The sequence below is a fragment of the Micrococcus sp. Mcc89 genome, assembly GCF_024519795.1.
Classification (GTDB): Bacteria; Actinomycetota; Actinomycetes; order Actinomycetales; family Micrococcaceae; genus Micrococcus; species Micrococcus luteus.
Genome location: NZ_JALJRI010000015.1, coordinates 1 through 17,184 on the forward strand (window position 1 = coordinate 1; position 17,184 = coordinate 17,184).

At 73.7% G+C, this 17,184-nt stretch carries 15 protein-coding genes and 1 tRNA gene; 8 read left to right on the forward strand and 8 right to left on the reverse strand.

Annotated features, from left to right (window positions below):
- From NR072_RS01245 to NR072_RS01270, 6 genes are all read right to left on the reverse strand, one after another.
- On the reverse strand, nucleotides 1–1,648 hold a 1,648-nt coding region (locus tag NR072_RS01245; RefSeq protein ID WP_256835878.1), incomplete at its 3' end, for a protein kinase.
- The gene (locus NR072_RS01250) at nucleotides 1,645–3,090 is read right to left on the reverse strand and encodes a penicillin-binding transpeptidase domain-containing protein (RefSeq protein WP_256835880.1); all 1,446 of its coding nucleotides are present in this window, start codon (nucleotides 3,088–3,090) and stop codon (nucleotides 1,645–1,647) included. The genes NR072_RS01250 and NR072_RS01245, both read right to left, overlap by 4 nt.
- On the reverse strand, nucleotides 3,087–4,511 hold the full coding sequence (locus NR072_RS01255; protein ID WP_036314455.1) for an FtsW/RodA/SpoVE family cell cycle protein: 1,425 nt from the start codon (nucleotides 4,509–4,511) through the stop codon (nucleotides 3,087–3,089). The genes NR072_RS01250 and NR072_RS01255 overlap by 4 nt, the downstream gene beginning before the upstream one ends.
- Nucleotides 4,508–6,229: a PP2C family serine/threonine-protein phosphatase gene (locus NR072_RS01260; protein WP_256835882.1), complete on the reverse strand. Its 1,722-nt coding sequence runs from the start codon at nucleotides 6,227–6,229 to the stop codon at nucleotides 4,508–4,510. The genes NR072_RS01255 and NR072_RS01260 overlap by 4 nt, the downstream gene beginning before the upstream one ends.
- Before the next feature lie 3 nt (nucleotides 6,230–6,232).
- Nucleotides 6,233–6,793, reverse strand: coding sequence for an FHA domain-containing protein (locus NR072_RS01265; RefSeq protein ID WP_041103487.1), 561 nt, complete (start codon nucleotides 6,791–6,793; stop codon nucleotides 6,233–6,235).
- Nucleotides 6,790–7,707, reverse strand: a complete 918-nt coding sequence (locus tag NR072_RS01270) for a DUF3662 and FHA domain-containing protein (protein WP_256835885.1) — start codon at nucleotides 7,705–7,707, stop codon at nucleotides 6,790–6,792. The genes NR072_RS01265 and NR072_RS01270 overlap by 4 nt, the downstream gene beginning before the upstream one ends.
- 249 nt (nucleotides 7,708–7,956) lie before the next feature.
- Between NR072_RS01270 and NR072_RS01275 the strand changes: the two genes are divergently transcribed.
- A tRNA-Leu gene (locus tag NR072_RS01275) sits at nucleotides 7,957–8,040 on the forward strand.
- A 174-nt stretch (nucleotides 8,041–8,214) separates the two neighbouring features.
- Here the strand turns inward: NR072_RS01275 and NR072_RS01280 are convergent.
- Entirely contained in the window at nucleotides 8,215–8,565 is a 351-nt protein-coding gene (locus tag NR072_RS01280; protein ID WP_041103511.1) for a universal stress protein, read from the reverse strand.
- A 176-nt stretch (nucleotides 8,566–8,741) separates the two neighbouring features.
- Between NR072_RS01280 and NR072_RS01285 the strand changes: the two genes are divergently transcribed.
- The 3 genes from NR072_RS01285 to tctA are packed head-to-tail and all read left to right on the forward strand — an operon-like array spanning nucleotide 8,742 to nucleotide 11,813.
- A complete protein-coding gene (locus NR072_RS01285; RefSeq protein ID WP_221848121.1) occupies nucleotides 8,742–9,749 on the forward strand; it encodes a tripartite tricarboxylate transporter substrate binding protein in 1,008 nt (335 codons plus the stop codon).
- Entirely contained in the window at nucleotides 9,746–10,306 is a 561-nt protein-coding gene (locus tag NR072_RS01290) for a tripartite tricarboxylate transporter TctB family protein (protein WP_115165582.1), read from the forward strand. The genes NR072_RS01285 and NR072_RS01290 overlap by 4 nt, the downstream gene beginning before the upstream one ends.
- Nucleotide 10,307: 1 nt before the next feature.
- Nucleotides 10,308–11,813, forward strand: coding sequence for a tripartite tricarboxylate transporter permease TctA (gene tctA / locus NR072_RS01295; protein WP_256835892.1), 1,506 nt, complete (start codon nucleotides 10,308–10,310; stop codon nucleotides 11,811–11,813).
- A gap of 111 nt (nucleotides 11,814–11,924) precedes the next feature.
- Here tctA and NR072_RS01300 read toward each other — a convergent pair whose 3' ends face one another.
- On the reverse strand, nucleotides 11,925–12,890 hold the full coding sequence (locus NR072_RS01300; protein WP_073116395.1) for a CoA ester lyase: 966 nt from the start codon (nucleotides 12,888–12,890) through the stop codon (nucleotides 11,925–11,927).
- A gap of 344 nt (nucleotides 12,891–13,234) precedes the next feature.
- On the opposite strand from NR072_RS01300, the gene NR072_RS01305 reads away from it, so the two are divergent.
- From NR072_RS01305 to NR072_RS01320, 4 genes are all read left to right on the forward strand, one after another.
- A complete protein-coding gene (locus tag NR072_RS01305; RefSeq protein ID WP_073116392.1) occupies nucleotides 13,235–14,515 on the forward strand; it encodes a Glu/Leu/Phe/Val dehydrogenase in 1,281 nt (426 codons plus the stop codon).
- Nucleotides 14,516–14,813: 298 nt separating this feature from the next.
- Nucleotides 14,814–15,365 (forward strand): YceI family protein, encoded by a 552-nt coding sequence (locus tag NR072_RS01310; RefSeq protein WP_073116390.1) that lies wholly within the window; start codon nucleotides 14,814–14,816, stop codon nucleotides 15,363–15,365.
- Between the two features lie 72 nt (nucleotides 15,366–15,437).
- Nucleotides 15,438–16,163 (forward strand): dienelactone hydrolase family protein, encoded by a 726-nt coding sequence (locus NR072_RS01315; RefSeq protein WP_073116387.1) that lies wholly within the window; start codon nucleotides 15,438–15,440, stop codon nucleotides 16,161–16,163.
- A gap of 86 nt (nucleotides 16,164–16,249) precedes the next feature.
- The gene (locus tag NR072_RS01320) at nucleotides 16,250–17,158 is read left to right on the forward strand and encodes a hypothetical protein (protein WP_256835899.1); all 909 of its coding nucleotides are present in this window, start codon (nucleotides 16,250–16,252) and stop codon (nucleotides 17,156–17,158) included.
- Nucleotides 17,159–17,184: the final 26 nt, after the last annotated feature.

Consider the following 17,184-nt stretch of genomic DNA (forward strand, 5'->3'; position numbering starts at 1 on the left):
CGCCGTCGGCGGACGGGTCGTCCACCCGGTCCACGGTGAAGCCGCGGTCGCGCAGCGTCTGGATCGCGCTCTCCACGGGTTGGCCCACGAGGCCCTCCGGGATGACGCCCTCCCCGGTGGAGACGGCCAGCGTGACGGTCTCACCGTGCCGCAGCGCCCCCACGGGGTTGATCTCCTCGACGGTGCCCTGCGGGCTCTGCGCGTCGCGGTCCTCCTCGCGCACCGCCAGGCCGAGGCCCTCGAGCTCGGTGCGCACCTCGCTCACGGGGCGACCCTTGTACGCCTCCGGGTCCACGTGCACGGACGACTCCTCCTGCGAAGTCGCCGGCGCCGAGCCGCCGACGCCGCGGCCACCCGTGAGCAGCGGCCACAGCAGCGCCCCCAGCAGGGCGAACACCACGAGCCCCAGCAGCGCCCACAGCGGCCAGCGGTTGGCGCGTCGCCGGCGGGCGGGCGCGGAGCCGCCCCCGGCGGGCGGGCCCGGGTCCACGACGTCGCCCGGGCGGGTCTGCTGGTCGCGCACGGCGGCGATCTCGTGGTCGCGCGTGCTCGCGCTCGCGGCGGCGCCGGCCGCACCGGCCGCGCCCACGGCCGCCGCACCGGCGGCGCCGGGGCCGCGGGCGTCGTCGTCGGTGCGGGGCTGGGCCGCGGTCACCGGCAGCGCCGCGGTGGCGGGGAAGCCGTCCGTCCGGGTGCCCTCGGCGCGGGGATGGGTGGTGCGCATGCCGTCGTAGTCCAGGGGGGCGGTCTCGGCGCCCGAGGGGTCGGCCACGCCCTGCTCCTCGAGGAAGGCGGCCAGGCCGGGCACGGCCTCCACCGCGCCGCGGGTGTCCTTGCGACGCAGCGCGTCGGCGGCCTCCGAGAGCGCGGTCGCGTCCGAGGGCCGCTCCTTGGGGTCCTTCGAGAGCATGCACATGATCAGGGCGCGCACCGGGGCCGGGACGGTGTCCGGCAGGGGCGGCGGGGTGTCGTTGACCTGGGCGAGGGCGATCGCGATCTGGGACTCGCCCGTGAACGGGCGATGCCCGGCGAGGGCCTCGTAGCCGATGATGCCCAGCGAGTAGAGGTCGGAGGAGCCGGTGGCCTGCTGCCCCGTGGCCTGCTCGGGCGCGAGGTACTGGGCGGTGCCCATCACCTGGCCGGTGGCCGTGAGCGGGACCTGGTCTGCCAGGCGCGCGATGCCGAAGTCCGTCACCTTCACCCGGCCGGTGGGCGTGATCATGAGGTTGCCGGGCTTGACGTCGCGGTGCACGAGCCCCTGGGCGTGGGCCGCCGAGAGCGCGGCCGCCGTCTGCGCGATGATCCGCAGGGTCCGCTCGGGGGAGAGCACCTTCTCCTTCTCGAGGATGGAGGACAGCGGCTGGCCCGGCACGAGCTCCATGACGAGGTAGGCGGAGCCCTTCTCCTCGCCGTAGTCGTAGACGTTGGCGACGCCGGGGTGGTTCAGCAGCGCGGTGTGCTGGGCCTCCGCCCGGAAGCGGCGCAGGAAGTTGGGGTCACCCGTGTACTCCTCCTTGAGGATCTTCACGGCGGTGATCCGGCCCAGGACCTTGTCCCGCGCCTTCCACACCTCGCCCATGCCGCCGATCGCGATGCGATCGGTCAACTGGTACCTGCCGCCGAGGGTGATGCCCGATGTCGGCCTCATTCCGTGACCACCGCTTCCATGATTGCCTTCATGCCACTGACGACTGTCTGATGTCCAACCCCCGGCGGCTCGTCCTCCACCACGATCGTCACGGCCGCCCGGGGGTTCTCGCTCGCGTCGAAGCCGGTGATCCAGGAGTGCACGTTGCCCGTGTCCCCGACCTCGGCCGTGCCCGACTTCGCCGCGATCCGCACCGTGTCCGACTGCACGGATCCCAGGATGCCGTCCTCCACCGCCGAGACCATCATGTCCGAGACCTGCCCGGCCACCTCGGGGGTCGTGGCCCGGCCGCGCTCACGGGGGCTGAACTCCTGCACCGTGGTGAGGTCCGAACGGCGGACCGCCTTGATCAGCTGCGGCTCCATGACCACGCCGTCGTTCGCGATGCCGGCGGCCACCATGGCCATCTGCAGCGCGGTGGCCTGCACGTCCCGCTGGCCGATCGAGGACTGCGCCAGCGCGGCGTCGTCCAGGTCGGAGGGGAACACGGAGCCGGTCACGGGCAGCGGGTAGTCGAAGGAGTCATTGAAGCCGAACCGCTCGGCGACCTCCCGGATCCGGTCCTGGCCCAGCTCGACGGCGGCCATGGCGAACGGCGTGTTGCAGGACTGCGCCAGCGCCCACGTGAGGGTCTGACGCCCCACGGTGTTGCACGGTGAGCCGTCGTAGTTGGGCAGCTCCGTGGTCGTGCCGGGCAGCGTCCACGCGGCGGGGATGTCCACCGTCCCGTCCGGGGTGTAGTCACCGGACTCGAGCATGGCCACCGCGTCGATCAGCTTGAACGTGGAGCCGGGGGACACGAGCTGCTCCGCGGCGCGGTTGAGGTACGCGCTGGCACCGGGGATCTGGTCGATCGCGGCCATGGCCGCCTGCGCCTCGGCCGGGCTGTGCGAGGAGAGCGCGTTGGAGTCGAAGCCCGGCTTCGACACCATGGCCAGGATCTCGCCCGTCGTCGGGTCCGTGACCACGGCGGAGGCGCGCACGCCGTCCGGGAGCGCGTCGTACGCCAGGCGCTGCAGCTCGGGGTCGATCGTCAGCTCCACCTGGTCGCCCTCAGGCGTGGCACCCGTGATGATCTCCATGGCGCGGTCCACGAACTGGGACGTGGGGGTGCCGGAGAGCTGCTCGTTCATGGCCGCCTCCAGCCCGTCGGTGCCGTAGGTGAGCGAGTAGAAGCCCGTGAGCGGGGCGTACAGCTCGGTCTCGTGGTAGACGCGCTGGTAGTGGTACGCGTCGCCGGAGGGGACGGACTCGGCGATCGGCTCGCCGTCCACGAGGATCGGCCCGCGCGGGGCGCCGAACTCCAGGAACATCTGCCGCGAGTTCAGGGCGTGCGTCTTGAGCTGGTCCGCGGCCAGCACCTGGATGACGGACGCGGCCAGCGCGAGCACCAGGATCATGGCCGCCATGACGGTCCACGTGCGTCGGATCGCCTCGTTCACCGCTCCTCACCTCCTCCCGGGGGCACGGCCGCCGCCGGGAGCGCCGTGCCGGGGTCGAGGTGGCCGGCGCCGGGCCCGGACGCGTTGACCATCCCGTCCACGACCACGGGACGGCGGGCGGCGTTCGAGATGCGCAGCACGAGCCCCACGATGATCCAGTTGGCCAGCAGCGACGAGCCGCCGGCGGCGAGGAACGGCGTCGTGAGGCCGGTGAGCGGCAGCACGAGGGTCACGCCGCCCATCACCACGAACACCTGCCACGCCATGGTGAAGGCCAGGCCGGAGGCGAGCACCTTGCCGAACGCGTCGCGCACGCCGAGGGCGGCGCGCATCATGCGGGTGACGAGCAGGAGGTACAGGACGAGCACGGCGGCCAGGCCCACGAAGCCGAGCTCCTCGCCGATGGCCGTGAGGATCATGTCCGAGAAGGACAGCGGCACCTGGGTGGGGTTGCCCGCGCCCAGGCCGGTGCCCATCAGCCCGCCTGAGGCCATCGCGAACAGGCCCTGGACCACCTGGTAGGAGCCGCCGAAGTCGCGATGGTAGATCTCGGGGTCGAAGGCCCTCAGCCAGATCTCGAACCTGGCGGTCACGTGCGGCATGAACAGGAACGCCAGCGCCGCGCCGAAGGCGATCAGGCCCAGGCCGAGGAGGATCCAGGAGGCGCGGGACGTGGCGATGTAGAGCATCGCCATGAACATGCCGAAGAACAGCAGGGCCGAGCCCAGGTCGCGCTGGAACACGAGCACGCCGAGCGCCAGGAGCCAGCCGGCCAGCAACGGGCCGAGGTCCCGGGCTCGGGGGAAGGTCACCGGGCCCACACGGCGGCCGGCCAGCAGGATCAGGTCGCGGTTCGCGGAGAGGTAGCCGGCGAAGAAGATGGCCAGCGTGATCTTGGCGATCTCGCCGGGCTGGAAGGTGCCGAATCCGACGTCGATCCAGATCCGCGCCCCGTACATGCTCAGGCCCAGCCCGGGCACGAGCGGCAGGAGCAGCAGCACGCCGGACGCGGCGAGGAACAGGTAGGGCCAGCGCCGCAGCACCCGGTGGTCGCGCACCAGGAACACCAGGGCGGAGGCCACCAGGACGGCCAGGACGGACCACACGAGCTGCGAGGTGGGGTTGGCCATCGCGGCGTCCTGGCTCAGCCGGTGGATCATGGCCAGGCCCAGCCCGTTGAGCAGGGCGGTGATCGGCAGCATGAACGGGTCCGCGTAGGGGGCCCGCAGCCGCAGGACCACGTGCAGCACGAGGGTGGCGGCGCCGAAGACGCCCAGCGGCACCCAGGCGGTGGAGTCCAGCGGGGCGTCCGTGCCGATCATGCCCAGCAGGTCCGCCCCCAGGGCGATGGCCAGGGCGGCCAGCAGCAGGACCAGTTCGATGTTCCGGCGCGGGCGTGCGGGGGAGATCACCTCGGTCACGGGGCCTCACCTCCCGTCGCGCTCGGGGACGACGCCGGGCTCGTCGGCGCGGCGGAGCCGGACGCGTCCGAGGGGCGGGCGGAGGACGACGACGGCGTCGTGCTCGGCCGGGCCCGCTCGGAGGGCTCACCGGCGGGGGCGGGGGCGTCCGGGTGCAGCGAGTCGCGCAGCTCGGCGACGATCTGCTCCGCGTGGTCCACGTCCCGGGCGGGCATGCCGGCGTTCACGCGGTCGCGTGCGTACGCGGGCAGCGCGTCCACCGGGAGGTCGGTCTGCCGGTCCACGTGGGACAGCTCGAGCGGGCCCAGCCGCTGGGAGACGCCCTTGAACACGGCGATCCGGCCGTCGTTGGCCCCCACGTAGTACTGCGTCTGGGTCCACAGGTAGCCCCACACGGCCACGGCCGCGAGGGTGAGGGCGAGCAGCGTGGTGAACACGGGGATGAACCAGCCGCGGCGGTACTGCACCGGGCGGTCGTCCTTCCCACGCCGCCGACGCGCGGCCCCGTCCTCGGAGCCGCCGGCGGGCCCGGAGGTCACCGGGGACGGGGTGGCGGCCGTGGTCGACGCCTCGGCGGCCTCGTCGGACGGGCGGTCGGCGGCGGTGGCGGCCGGTGTGGCGGCGGCGGAGGAGCCGGCCGCGGCCGCGGTGCCGCTCGGCGCGGCGGGCGGGGCGGACGCGTCCGGACGCGGGGCGGCGTCGGCGGCGGGGCCCGGCCCGTCGGTGAGGACGGCCGCGGTGCGCCGGGGACGGTTCTCCGGCACGGGCGTCTCGCCGAGCAGGGCGGCGGCGCGGCGGCGCGTGGAGCTGCGCGTGACCACGGGGATGCGATCGGTCTTCACGGCGTTGGAGGCCGCGCCGACGAGCAGGTGGGGCCGTGCGTCGAGGTCCTCGCGCAGCAGCAGGCCGGAGACCGGGCCGACCTCGGGCGGGTGGGCCGCGGCCAGGGCCTGCTCGGACAGGTGGACGTCCGGGACGGGGGCCAGCTCCTCCGCCGTGCCCTCCGCGATCTCGAACGCCACCACGGTCACGTTGTCCGGGGCGCCGCCCTTGAGGGTGAGGTCCACAAGGGTGTCGACGGCCTGGTTGAGAGCCTCCGAGTCCCGCAGCACCTCGTGGATCTTCTCGGGGGAGACCACGTCCGTGAGGCCGTCCGAGCAGAACAGCCAGCGCTCTCCGGGGGCGACGGGCACCTCGAACACATCCAGCTCGGGGGAGGCGTCCACGTCGCCGAGCACGCGCATGAGCACGTTCTTGTTCGGATGGAACGGGGCCTCCCCGGCCTCGAGGCGCCCCTCGTCCACGAGCTTCTGCACGAACGTGTGGTCCGTGGTGACCTGGCAGAACTCGCCGTCCGCGAGCCGGTAGGCCCGGGAGTCGCCGATGTGCGCCATGTGCAGCGTGGTCCCCGCGAGCAGGCCGGCGGTGCACGTGGTGCCCATGCCGGCGAGCTTGGGGTTGGCGTGCACCAGCTCGTTGAGGATCAGGTTGGCGTTCTGGATCTCGTCCGGCAGCACCGTGGCCGGGTCCTCGTAGCCCACCGCATCCAGCGGGGCCAGGTCCAGCACCGTGGACGCGCTCGCCACGTCGCCGCCCACGTGCCCGCCCATGCCGTCCGCGAGCACGGCCAGATGACGGCCCACGTAGGCGGAGTCGTCGTTCTTGGCACGGACGCGGCCGACGTCGGAGCGGGCGGCGTAGCGGAGGACGAGGGTCATGGGTCAGGCCTCGAGCTCCATGACGGTCTTGCCGATGCGGATGGCCGTGCCGGGGCCCACGGGCAGCGCGCGGGTCACGGGGGCGCCGTTCACGTAGGTGCCGTTCGTGGAGCCGAGGTCCTCGAGGAACCAGCGGGTGCCCTGCGGGAACAGCCGGGCGTGGCGGCCGGAGGCGTAGTCGTCCACGAGCACCAGGTCGGCGTCCTGGGCGCGGCCCATCAGCAGGGGACGGCCCTCCAGGGCGATGGTCTGCCCGGCCTTCGGACCCTCGACCACCCGCAGCGTGCGGGACAGCCGCGGGGCCGGCGTCGTCGGCGCGGACGCGGCGGGGGACGGCGTCGACGCGGGCGCGGGTCGGTCGGCCGCGGACGAGCCCGCCCCGGCGACCCCGGCCGCGGGCACCGCGGTGACCAGGCCGGCGTCGCGCTGGGCCTGCTGGAGGCGTGTCTTGTTGCGTCGGCCGACCACGAGGTCGCGGCCCTGCGCCATGACGATGGAGATGATCAGCACCCACAGGGCCAGCAGCAGGCCCATGCGGAGCACGGCGACGGCGAGCTCGCTCATGCGCGGCCCCCCGTCCCGCCGAAGAACAGCAGCTCGGTCTGGCCGACGGTCACCACGTCCCCGTCGCGCAGGGTGACGGAGCCGTCCACGCGGCGGCCGTTGACGAGCACGCCGTTGCGGCTGCCCAGGTCCAGGAGCGTGACCGTGGAGCCGACGGTGAGCAGGCGCAGGTGTTCGCGGGACACCGAGGAGTCCGGGATCACGAGGTCGGCACGCTCGGCCGAGCGGCCGAGGATGAGGTCGTCCCCGTCCAGGGGGAGCATGCGGCCGTCCAGCTCGAGGGCCGGCCCGGCGGGATCGGTCACGGGGCGGCCCATCACGACGGTCGGCTGGTCGGCATGGGCGGGGGCGGCGGGCGCGGTCGGGGCGGCGGCCCGGCGGGGCGCCGGACGGGGCCCGACGCGCGGGGCGGGGGAGGGCTTGCGGGGCGCGGCCGCCGGCAGGTCCTCGACCAGTCGGTCCGGCGCCGCGGCCGAGGCTCCCGGGCCGTGGGCGGTGGCGGGCGAGGCGCCGTCGTCGTGGGGGGCCGGGGCGGTGAGCGAGCCGTCGTCCAGGCGGGTGACGACGCGCAGGTCCCCGGCGCGCACGTCCGCGTCCGGGTGGAAGGCGACCCGGACCGTGCCGGGCAGCGCATAGCCCTGGGAGTCGGCGTGGCGGATGACCTCGTCGCACAGCTCGCTGGCGAGGGTGGACCCCCACGAGCGGGCGCGCTCGAAGTCGGCGGGGGAGAAGTGGACCACGTAGCTGTTGGGCGCGACCGTGTGGCCCTCGGACAGCGCGAACGACTCGTCGTCCATCGCCTGTCGCAGGGCCGAGGCGATCTCCACCGGCTTGACCGCCCGCGGACCGCCGGCCGAGAAGGCCGAGCGCACGGCCCGCTCCAGGCCGCGTTCGAGGTTGTCCAGAAGTCCCACGACGGGGCCCCTTTCCACAGTTGTCCGTCCCGATACTACGGGCCGGGCTGGGAGACCGCCGAGAACAGCGGGATTCTGCGGGGTGGAGCGCGGGTGGGAGAGGTGCCGGAGGGGCGAGCTGCCGGCGTGGCGGGGACGCGGGGGTGGGCGTCGGGGCCGATTTGCACGCCCGGGCGGGCGGGGGTTAGAGTATTCCTCGCTGCCTGTGACGGTCGCCGGATGCCCGGAGCCGAGAGCAGGAAGCCGCTCGCGCGAGTGGCGGAATTGGTAGACGCGCTGGCTTCAGGTGCCAGTGTTCGCAAGGACGTGGGGGTTCAAGTCCCCCCTCGCGCACCGAGGACGAAGGCCCCGGAACCGTGTGGTTCCGGGGCCTTCGGCGTTCCCGGGCTGGTCCCACTCGCCCGTTGGGGGCGGTTTCGGGCGGTATCCACGCCGAATACCGCCCGAAACCGCCCCCAAACGCCGCGGGGTGGGCCGGGTGCGGGGCCGCGCGCCCGACGCCGGCCCTCACGGCTTGACGCACACCACCGGGACGCGCGCCTCGAGGATGATCTGCTGCGCGGCCGATCCCAGCAGCAGCTTGCCCACGGGGGAGCGGTGCTTCACGCCCACGACGATCCGGCTCGCGCCCACGCGCTCGGCGTGCTCGAGCAGGTCGCCGACGGCGTCCCGGCCGCGCTCCTGGGCGTGCGCCACGGACGCGACGACGCCGGCCTCGCGCGCCTCCGCCTCGTCCGGCTCGGTCCCGTCGAGGGAGAACCAGACCACGTCCTCTCCGCGCAGGGCCGCCTCGGCCAGGGCGGCCCGCCAGGCCGCGGCGCTCTCGGGGGTGCTGGTTCCGGTGCTGATGATCGTCATGGGGACCACTGTGCGTCATGGACGCGGCCCCCGTCACCACCCGGGCCGATTGTCGTCGGCGACTCTGCGGACGCGGAGCGCACGCAGCCTCGTCGCGCTGTTACGGTGACCTCCACCACTCGCACCTGTCCCCGGCGCCACTCCCTGGCGGCGGGGTGTCTCTGTTAGGAACCGCCATGTCCTCCACCTCCCCCGACGGCCCCCCGCGCCGACGCACGGGGATCGGCCGGATCGTCTTCAGCGTGATCGCGGTGCTCACCGTGCTCGCGGCCTCCGCCTTCTCCATCCGCTCGGCCTCGGGAGGCAACGACATCCGCACCAACCTGACCCTCATCGCTCCCGCGGCCGCCGGCGGCGGCTGGGACTCGTTCCAGCGCGAGCTGCAGCAGACCATGCGCGTCAACGGGCTCGTGAACAACGTCCAGGTTGTCAACATCCCCGGCGCCGGTGGCACCATCGCCCTCGGTCAGCTGACCACGCTCGAGGACGCGAACAACCTCATGGTGGGCGGCACCGGCCAGATCGCCGCCCACGCGGCCCGTGGCACCGGCCCCGAGCTCTCCCAGGTCACCGCGGTCAGCCGCGTCGTCGAGGAGTACAGCCTCGTGGTGGTCCCGGCGGACTCGCCGTACCAGAGCATGGACGACCTGGTGACCGCCTGGCGCGCCGATCCCGCCCACGTGGCGTGGACCGGCGGCGGCTCCTTCGACCAGCTCGTCATGGCGGACATCGCCCGCACGGCCGACGTGCCGGTCGCGGACACCACCTACATCCCGTCCGACGGCGGCGGTGAGGCCATCCAGGCCCTGCTCAACGGCACCGCCCAGGCCTCCGCCGGCGGCTTCGCGGACATCTACCCGCAGGTCGAGGCCGGCCGACTGCGCGCCCTCGGCGTGGTGGCGGCCGAGCCGCTGGCCGGCGTCGAGGAGATCCCGACCCTGCGCTCCCAGGGCTACGACGTCACGCTCACCAACTGGCGCGCCCTGTTCGTGCCCCCGGGCGTCTCCGCGGAGGAGCGCACCGAGCTCGAGGCCCTCATCGCCGAGGCGGTCGACACCCCCGAGTGGAAGGAAGCGGTGCAGCGCAACTACTGGAACCCCGTGCCCCTCTCCGGCGCCGAACTCGAGGAGTTCATCGCCGCCGAGAAGGAGCGCATCGGCACGCTGACGGAGGAGATCAAGTGAGCCACGCATCCACCGTCCCCCCCGCCGCCGACGCCCCCTCCCGCTGGGGGCGCGCCGCCGGGCTCTCCGCGCTCGTCATGCCGGCCGTGCTGGCCGCGTTCAGCCTCTACCTGCTGCTGGGATCCCTGGCCATGGACACCGAGGGCGCCGACTTCCCCGGCCCGGACTTCTTCCCGCTGATCCTCGCGGTCGCGGGCCTCGTGATCGCCGCCGCGCTCGCAGTGGAGGTCGTGCGCGTGCGCCAGGCCCCCGAGGGTCAGGCCGACGCGGACGGCGAGGTCGGCCAGGCGGCCGGCCCGCTGACCCTGTTCCACTCGGACTTCGGTGCGCTGGCCTGGTGCTTCCTCGGCTTCCTCGCGTTCGCCGTCCTGCTGCCCTGGCTGGGGTGGATCCTCGCCGGGGCGCTGCTGTTCTGGTGCGTGACGCGCGCGTTCGGCGCCCCGCACCCCGTGTTCGACATCCTCGTCGCCCTGTTCGTCTCCTCGCTGGCCTACCTCGGCTTCGCGGTGGCCCTGGGCCTGACCCTGCCCTCGGGCATCCTGGGAGGTGGCTTCTGACATGGAGACCCTCGGACTCCTCATGGAGGGCTTCGCCGGAGCCCTCACCCCCATGAACCTGCTCTGGGTGGTGCTGGGCTGTCTGCTCGGCACCGCGGTCGGCGTGATGCCTGGACTGGGCTCCTCGATGGCCGTGGCCCTGCTGCTGCCCATGACCTTCGCCCTCGAGCCCACCGCCGCGTTCATCATGTTCTCCGGCGTGTACTTCGGCGGCCTCTTCGGCGACTCCACCATGGCCATCCTCATGAACACCCCCGGCCAGGCCTCGGCCATCGCCTCCACGTTCGAGGGCCACCGCATGGCCCAGGACGGCCGGGCGGCCCAGGCCCTGGCGACGGCGGCGCTCGGCGCCTTCATCGGCGGCATGGTGGCCTCGGTGTGCGTCGTGTTCCTCGCCCCCGTCCTGGCGGAGTTCTCCACGAGCTTCGGGCCCGCGGAGTACTTCGCGCTCGCGCTCTTCGCGTTCGTGGCCACCTCCTCGGTGGTCGCCGACTCGGTGCTGCGCGGCCTGGCCTCCCTGGTGCTGGGACTGGGCATCGCCGTCGTCGGGATCGATGCGGTGACCGGCACCGAGCGCTTCACGATGGGCTCCCCGCAGCTGTTCGACGGCATTCCGCTCGTGACCGTCACGGTGGCGATCCTCGCGCTCGGCGAGGTGTTCCACGTGGCCTCCCGGGTGCGCCGCGAGCACGAGGACCTGCGCATCCGTCGCACCGGCCGGCCGTGGCTGTCGGGCGCCGAGTTCCGCGAGGCCGCCCCGGCGTGGCTGCGCGGCACGGCGATCGGCCTGCCGTTCGGCATCGTGCCGGTGGGCGGCTCCGAGGTGCCGACGTTCCTGGCGTACTCGGCCGAGCGGCGCCTGGACCGGCGCCGGGCGCATCCGCAGTTCGGCCGCGGCGCGATCCGCGGGCTGGCGGCCCCCGAGGCCGCGGGCAACTCGACCACCGGCATGGCGATGGGTGCCCTGCTCACGCTCGGCCTGCCCGTCTCCGCGACGGCGGCCATCATGCTGGCGGCGTTCCGTCAGTACGGGCTGCAGCCCGGCCCGCTGCTGTTCGACCGCAGCCCGGACCTCGTGTGGGCGCTGCTGGCGAGCTTCTTCATCGCGATGATCGTGCTGCTGGCGATCAACCTGCCGTTCGCGCAGCTGTGGGCCAAGCTCCTGCTCATCCCGAAGCACTACCTCTACGCGGGGATCACGCTGTTCTGCGGGCTGGGCATCTACGCCACCACGGGCGCGGTGTTCGACCTGCTGATGCTCCTGGGGATCGGCGTGCTGGGCTTCCTGATGCGGCGGTACGGCTACCCGCTGGCCCCGCTGATGATCGGCATGGTGCTCGGCCCGCTCGCGGAGACCAGCCTGCGCGACGCCCTGCTCAGCTCGGTCGGCGACCCGGCCGTGCTCGCCTCCACCCCCATCACGTGGGTGATCTACGGGATCCTGGCGATCGTGCTGGCGTTCTCCGTGCGGGCCGCCGTCGTGCGCCGGACGCGTCAGGACGTGTGAGCGGAGGAGGGATCCACGTCCCCCGAGGCAACGCGGGTTGAGTTGTCACCGGTGTGCGGCCTCCGCACCCGTGACAACTCAACCCGCGTTTCTGGTGGGCGGCGGCCCCGCTCAGTAGTGGTACGTGTCCGACGGCGCCGTGATCGCGTTGTCCTGGTCCGGGTACCGCGTGGAGCGCACCCCGAACGCGGTGGCCAGCCCGAGGATCTTCTCCGCGCGCGCCTTGCGGGGCAGGTCGGAGCCGTTGCGGATCTCGCCGCCGTCGGCCTCGAAGTCCGCGAGGAACTCGTGGGCCCACGCCAGCTCCTCCTGGGACGGGCTGAGCCCCTCGTTCACGGCCGCGCACTGCTCCGGCGCGAGGCACAGCTTGCCGGTCATGCCGAACTCCGCGGTCACCGCCGTCGCCTCGGCGAGCTTCACGCCGGTGGAGCCCACGGTCGGCCCGTCGATCGCGCCCGGCAGCCCCGTGGCCCGCGCCGCGATCGTGAACTGGGACCGCGTGTACGCCAGCGCCTGCGGCGACTCGCCCAGGCCGGTGTCGCGGCGGAAGTCGCCGATCCCGAAGGCCAGCCGGAACGTGCCCTTCGCGGCGGCGATCGAGTCGATCCGCTGCAGCCCGCGCGCCGTCTCCACGAGCGCCACGACGGGCACCCCGGGCAGCCGCCGGGCGGTCTCGTTCACGTGGTCCGTGGACTCCACCATCGCCAGCACGACGCCGGCCAGGCCGCCCTCGGCGACCGGCCCGCCCAGGTGCGCGGGCAGGGCCGCGGCGAGCGCCTCGACGTCCTGCTCCCACCACCGCGAGCCGTAGCCGTTGAGCCGCACCCAGCCGGTGTGCCCGGAGGTCAGCCAGGCGACGGCGTCCCCGCGGGCCTGGTCCTTGTCCTTGGGGGCCACGGCGTCCTCGATGTCGAGGATGACGATGTCCGCGGCCGAGTCCTCGGCGGGCTGGAACCGTTCGGGCTGGGCGGCGTTGACCAGCAGCCAGGAGCGGGCGAGCTCCGGGTCGATGCGCTGGCCGGGCACGGGCTGGAACGCGGGGGAGGGGGTGATCGCGGCGGGCAGGGTCACGGTCATGAGGGGCTCCTTCACGGGGCTGGGGCGTCGGGCCGACGTCGCGGGCGGGGTGCCTCGCGCGGCGGACGGCCGGGGGCCGGACCAGGTGGGCCCTGAGCGAGCGGCGTCGGTTCGACGCCGAAGGGCGCCGCGGGTGTGCGGCGCGTCCACAGCACAGTACACGCCACCGTGTCCGACGTCACCCGGGTGGGCGTGGATCTCGGCTCAGAAGGGGTGACGGGTGCGGGGGGAGCGCGTAGCGTTCATCGGGGTCCGGACGACGTCGGCCGCGCAATGGGGCGCGGCCCTCCGCGCGTCGGTCGGGCCGCGACACATCCCTGCCCACCGGACCACGAGGACGCTCAATGACGAGGATCCCCGCCGAGGACGAGGCCGTGACGGCCCCGTCCTCCCCGCTCGACAACGCCCTGGCCCAGCTCTCCGCCGCCGTGAAGACGCTCGGCTACGACGAGGGCCTGCACCAGATGCTCGCCGCCCCCCGCCGCGAGATGGCCGTCTCCATCCCCCTGCGCCGCGACGACGGCTCCACCGAGGTGCTCCGCGGCTACCGCGTGCAGCACAACTTCTCCCGCGGCCCGGCCAAGGGCGGCGTGCGCTTCAGTCAGGACGTGGACCTGGACGAGGTCCGCGCGCTGGCCATGTGGATGACCTGGAAGTGCGCCCTGTTGGACGTGCCCTATGGCGGCGCCAAGGGCGGGGTGGCCATCGACCCCCGCCAGTACTCGAAGGCCGAGCTCGAGCGCGTCACCCGCCGCTACACCTCCGAGATCCAGCCGATCATCGGCCCCGAGGTGGACATCCCCGCCCCGGACGTGGGCACGGACGAGCAGACCATGGCCTGGATGATGGACACCTACTCGGTGAACGTCGGCCACACCACGCTCGGCGTGGTCACCGGCAAGCCCGTCTCGCTCGGCGGCTCGCTGGGCCGCGCCTCCGCCACCTCGGCGGGCGTGGTCCACGTGGCGCTCGCCGCGCTCGAGCACCTCGGCATCGAGCCGTCGCAGGCGACGGCGGCGGTCCAGGGCTTCGGCAAGGTCGGCGCCGGCACGGTCGAGCTGCTCGAGGCGGCCGGCGTGAAGGTCGTGGCCGTGTCCGACCAGTACGGCGCCGTGCGCGACGACGAGGGCCTGCACTACGACGCCCTGCAGAGGCAGCTCTGGGACACCGGCTCCGTGAAGGACACCCCCGGCACCGCGCCCATGGACGCGGACGAGCTGCTCGAGATGGACGTGGACCTCGTGGTCCCGGCCGCCGTGCAGTCCGTGCTGACCGAGGACAACGCCCCGCGCGTGCGCGCCCGGCTGGTCGTGGAGGGCGCCAACGGCCCCACCACGGGCGAGGCCGACCGCATCCTCTCCGAGAAGGGCGTCCTGGTCGTCCCGGACATCCTGGCCAACGCCGGCGGCGTGATCGTCTCCTACTTCGAGTGGGTCCAGGCGAACCAGGCCTACTGGTGGAGCCGCGAGGAGGTGGACGAGCGCCTGAAGCGGCGCATGGTCGCCGCGTGGCAGGCCGTGCTGGCCACCTCCGAGAGCCGCCGCGTGAGCCTGCGCGAGGCCGCCACCCTGACCGCCGTCCAGCGCGTGGCCGAGGCCCACCGCACCCGCGGCCTCTACCCGTGACGGGGGGCGGCCCCGCCGCCTGACCCCGTCCGGCCGCCCGAGCGCGGCCCCGCTGCCCGCCCGCGGGCCGACGGCCCGGAACCCCCGGAGGTTCCGGGCCGTCGTCGTGGGCGGACTCGTCCCTGATGTGCCCCCGGACCGTGACGTCCGTCTCTATTTCGAATTTTGACGATCAGGCGTGGACGGCCTGCCCGGATGATGTTTGAATTTGAAACAAGTTCGGAGGCCCAGGAGCCATCGCCCCCGCGACGGCCCACCCCGGACACACCAGACAGACCCGCTTCAGAAGGAGCACCCCATGCACGCCATCACCCCCGGAACCTGGAACCTGGACCCCGCGCACTCGGACGTCGACTTCGTCGTCCGCCACGCCGGCATCTCCAAGGTCCGCGGCACCTTCCACGCCGTGGAGGGCCAGCTCGTCATCGCCGAGCAGTTCACCCAGTCCTCCGTCGAGGTGACCGTCGACGTCGCCTCCATCAGCACCAAGAACGAGGGCCGCGACGCCCACCTGCGCTCCGCCGATTTCTTCGACGTGGAGCAGTTCCCCACCATGACCTTCCGCTCCACCGAGGTCCGCGGCGAGCCCGAGGAGTTCACCCTGGTCGGCGAGCTGACGCTGCACGGCGTCACCCAGACCGTGGAGCTCGAGGCTGAGTTCGGCGGCCAGGACAAGGATCCCTTCGGCGTGACCCGCGTGGGCTTCGAGGCCACGGGCGAGATCTCCCGCAAGGACTTCGGCCTGACCTGGAACGCGGCCACCGAGGCCGGCGGCCTCCTGGTCTCGGACAAGGTGAAGCTCGAGATCGGCGCCGCCTTCGTGCTGCCCGAGGCCGACGCCCAGGCCTGAGCCTGAGTCGACCTCGCGCGTCGAGACCGGGTCCCTCGATGAGGGGCCCGGTCTGCTCGTAGGGTGGGGCCCATGATGGCTTCGAAGACCCCGCACCAGAACGTCACGTTCGACCTGCCCACCAAGGACGCCGGCCAGGACGGCGACCGGACGGGCCACGGCTACCTCGCGCTGCCCGCCTCCGGGAAGGGCCCCGGCGTGATCGTGATCCAGGAGTGGTGGGGCCTGGTGGACCACATCAAGGATGTGTGCGACCGCCTCGCCGACCTCGGCTTCGTCGCGCTCGCCCCCGACCTCTACGGCGGCTGGATCGCCCACGACGGCGACGAGGCCGGCGAGATGATGCAGAACCTGCCCGCCGAGGAGGGCGCCCGCCAGCTGGCCGGCGCCGTCGACTGGCTGCTCGCCCGGGACGAGGTGACCTCGCAGACCGTGGGGGCGATCGGCTTCTGCATGGGCGGCGGCTTCGTGCTCGCCCTCGCGGCCCAGCAGGGCGACAGGGTCTCCGCCGCCGTGCCCTTCTACGGCGTGGGCCAGGGCGTGCCCGGCGACTTCTCCGGCGTCACCGCCGCCGTCCAGGGCCACTACGCCGAGCAGGACGATTCCTTCCCCGTCGAGGACGCGCGGCGGCAGGAGCAGCAGATCCGTGAGGAGTCCGGGGCCGACGTCACGTACTTCTACTACGACGCCCCGCACGCCTTCCACAACGACGAGAACCCCCAGGGCAACTACCGGCCCGAGGCCGCGGCCCTCGCCTGGGATCGCGCGGTCTCCTTCCTGAAGGAGAAGGTCCGCTGAGCGGCTCCCGTGGCGGCCGGGGTGGGAAGTCCCGCGCGAGCAGGGGCGGCCCCGCCCGGTCCACCCGCTTCGGCGGCGGGCGCGGCGTGGCCAAGGGCGTGAAGCCCGCGGGCCGTGCCGGGGGTGAGGGCCGGCGTCGTCCCGCGCCCGCGCCGCCGGCCGACCTGCCCGTCCCGCCCGAGACCCTCTTCCTGGCCACCATCCCCGGGGCCACGCCGTCCACGTGGGTGGAGCGGTTCACCACGCGCCAGCGCACGGTGCAGCTCGTCAACCACGACGACGCCGCCCAGCTGGCCCACCTCGCCCACGACGACGCCGGTCAGCCCCGCCACTTCCTGCCGCAGCTGGGCTACGTGCGGCGCCGACGCGACGTGTCCGCCGAGGAGTTCCTCCGCGCCGGCGGCGTCGAGCCGCGGCACGTGCACCTCGTGGGCGTGTACTCCGAGCTGCCGGTGATGTGCGTGGGCAGGGACCACCTGCTCGCCGCGTGGGACGTGGACGCGGACGGCCCCGTGCCGCCCGCCGAGCTCGACCCGGACGAGGAGCTGGATCCCGCCCGCTTCGCCCCGGCCCCCAGCGCAGAGCCGATGGACGCCGCCGAGCCGCCCGGCGCGGGCGAGCGGATGGCCCTGGAGATCGCCGCGTCCGGCGCCGGCCACGTCGTGCTGCCGATGTCCGTGGCCCGCATGTTCGGCCGCAAGGACGTGATCGTGCTGCCGCTGGCCTCCACCCTCGACGACACCGTGGGCCTGTCCCGCGCCGACCGCGAGGCCGCTGCCACGCGGTCCGCGCTCGCGGACGAGCAGGCGCGGGCCGAGGCGGAGGCGGGCGCCGCCGTCGTCGTCGACGGGCCGGATCCCGCGCGCCACGGCGACGACGACGCCCGCCACCCCGGCTGGGACGTCGCCCTGGCCTGGCTCAAGGCGGCCGACTCGGAGCTCGTGCAGGCGTTCGTGGGGGTGGCGCGCGGGCGGCGGGGCGCCAGCTCGCGCTGAGGGCGGGCGCCCGGACGTCGGGGCAC

Excerpts from the sequence above, each read along its gene's own strand:
- NR072_RS01260 (WP_256835882.1), bottom strand. The coding sequence starts at position 6,229 with ATGACCCTCGTCCTCCGCTACGCCGCCCGCTCCGACGTCGGCCGCGTC.
- NR072_RS01265 (WP_041103487.1), bottom strand. The coding sequence starts at position 6,793 with ATGAGCGAGCTCGCCGTCGCCGTGCTCCGCATGGGCCTGCTGCTGGCC.
- NR072_RS01280 (WP_041103511.1), bottom strand. The coding sequence starts at position 8,565 with ATGACGATCATCAGCACCGGAACCAGCACCCCCGAGAGCGCCGCGGCC.
- NR072_RS01285 (WP_221848121.1), top strand. The coding sequence starts at position 8,742 with ATGTCCTCCACCTCCCCCGACGGCCCCCCGCGCCGACGCACGGGGATC.
- tctA (WP_256835892.1), top strand. The coding sequence starts at position 10,308 with ATGGAGACCCTCGGACTCCTCATGGAGGGCTTCGCCGGAGCCCTCACC.
- NR072_RS01300 (WP_073116395.1), bottom strand. The coding sequence starts at position 12,890 with ATGACCGTGACCCTGCCCGCCGCGATCACCCCCTCCCCCGCGTTCCAG.
- NR072_RS01305 (WP_073116392.1), top strand. The coding sequence starts at position 13,235 with ATGACGAGGATCCCCGCCGAGGACGAGGCCGTGACGGCCCCGTCCTCC.
- NR072_RS01310 (WP_073116390.1), top strand. The coding sequence starts at position 14,814 with ATGCACGCCATCACCCCCGGAACCTGGAACCTGGACCCCGCGCACTCG.
- NR072_RS01315 (WP_073116387.1), top strand. The coding sequence starts at position 15,438 with ATGATGGCTTCGAAGACCCCGCACCAGAACGTCACGTTCGACCTGCCC.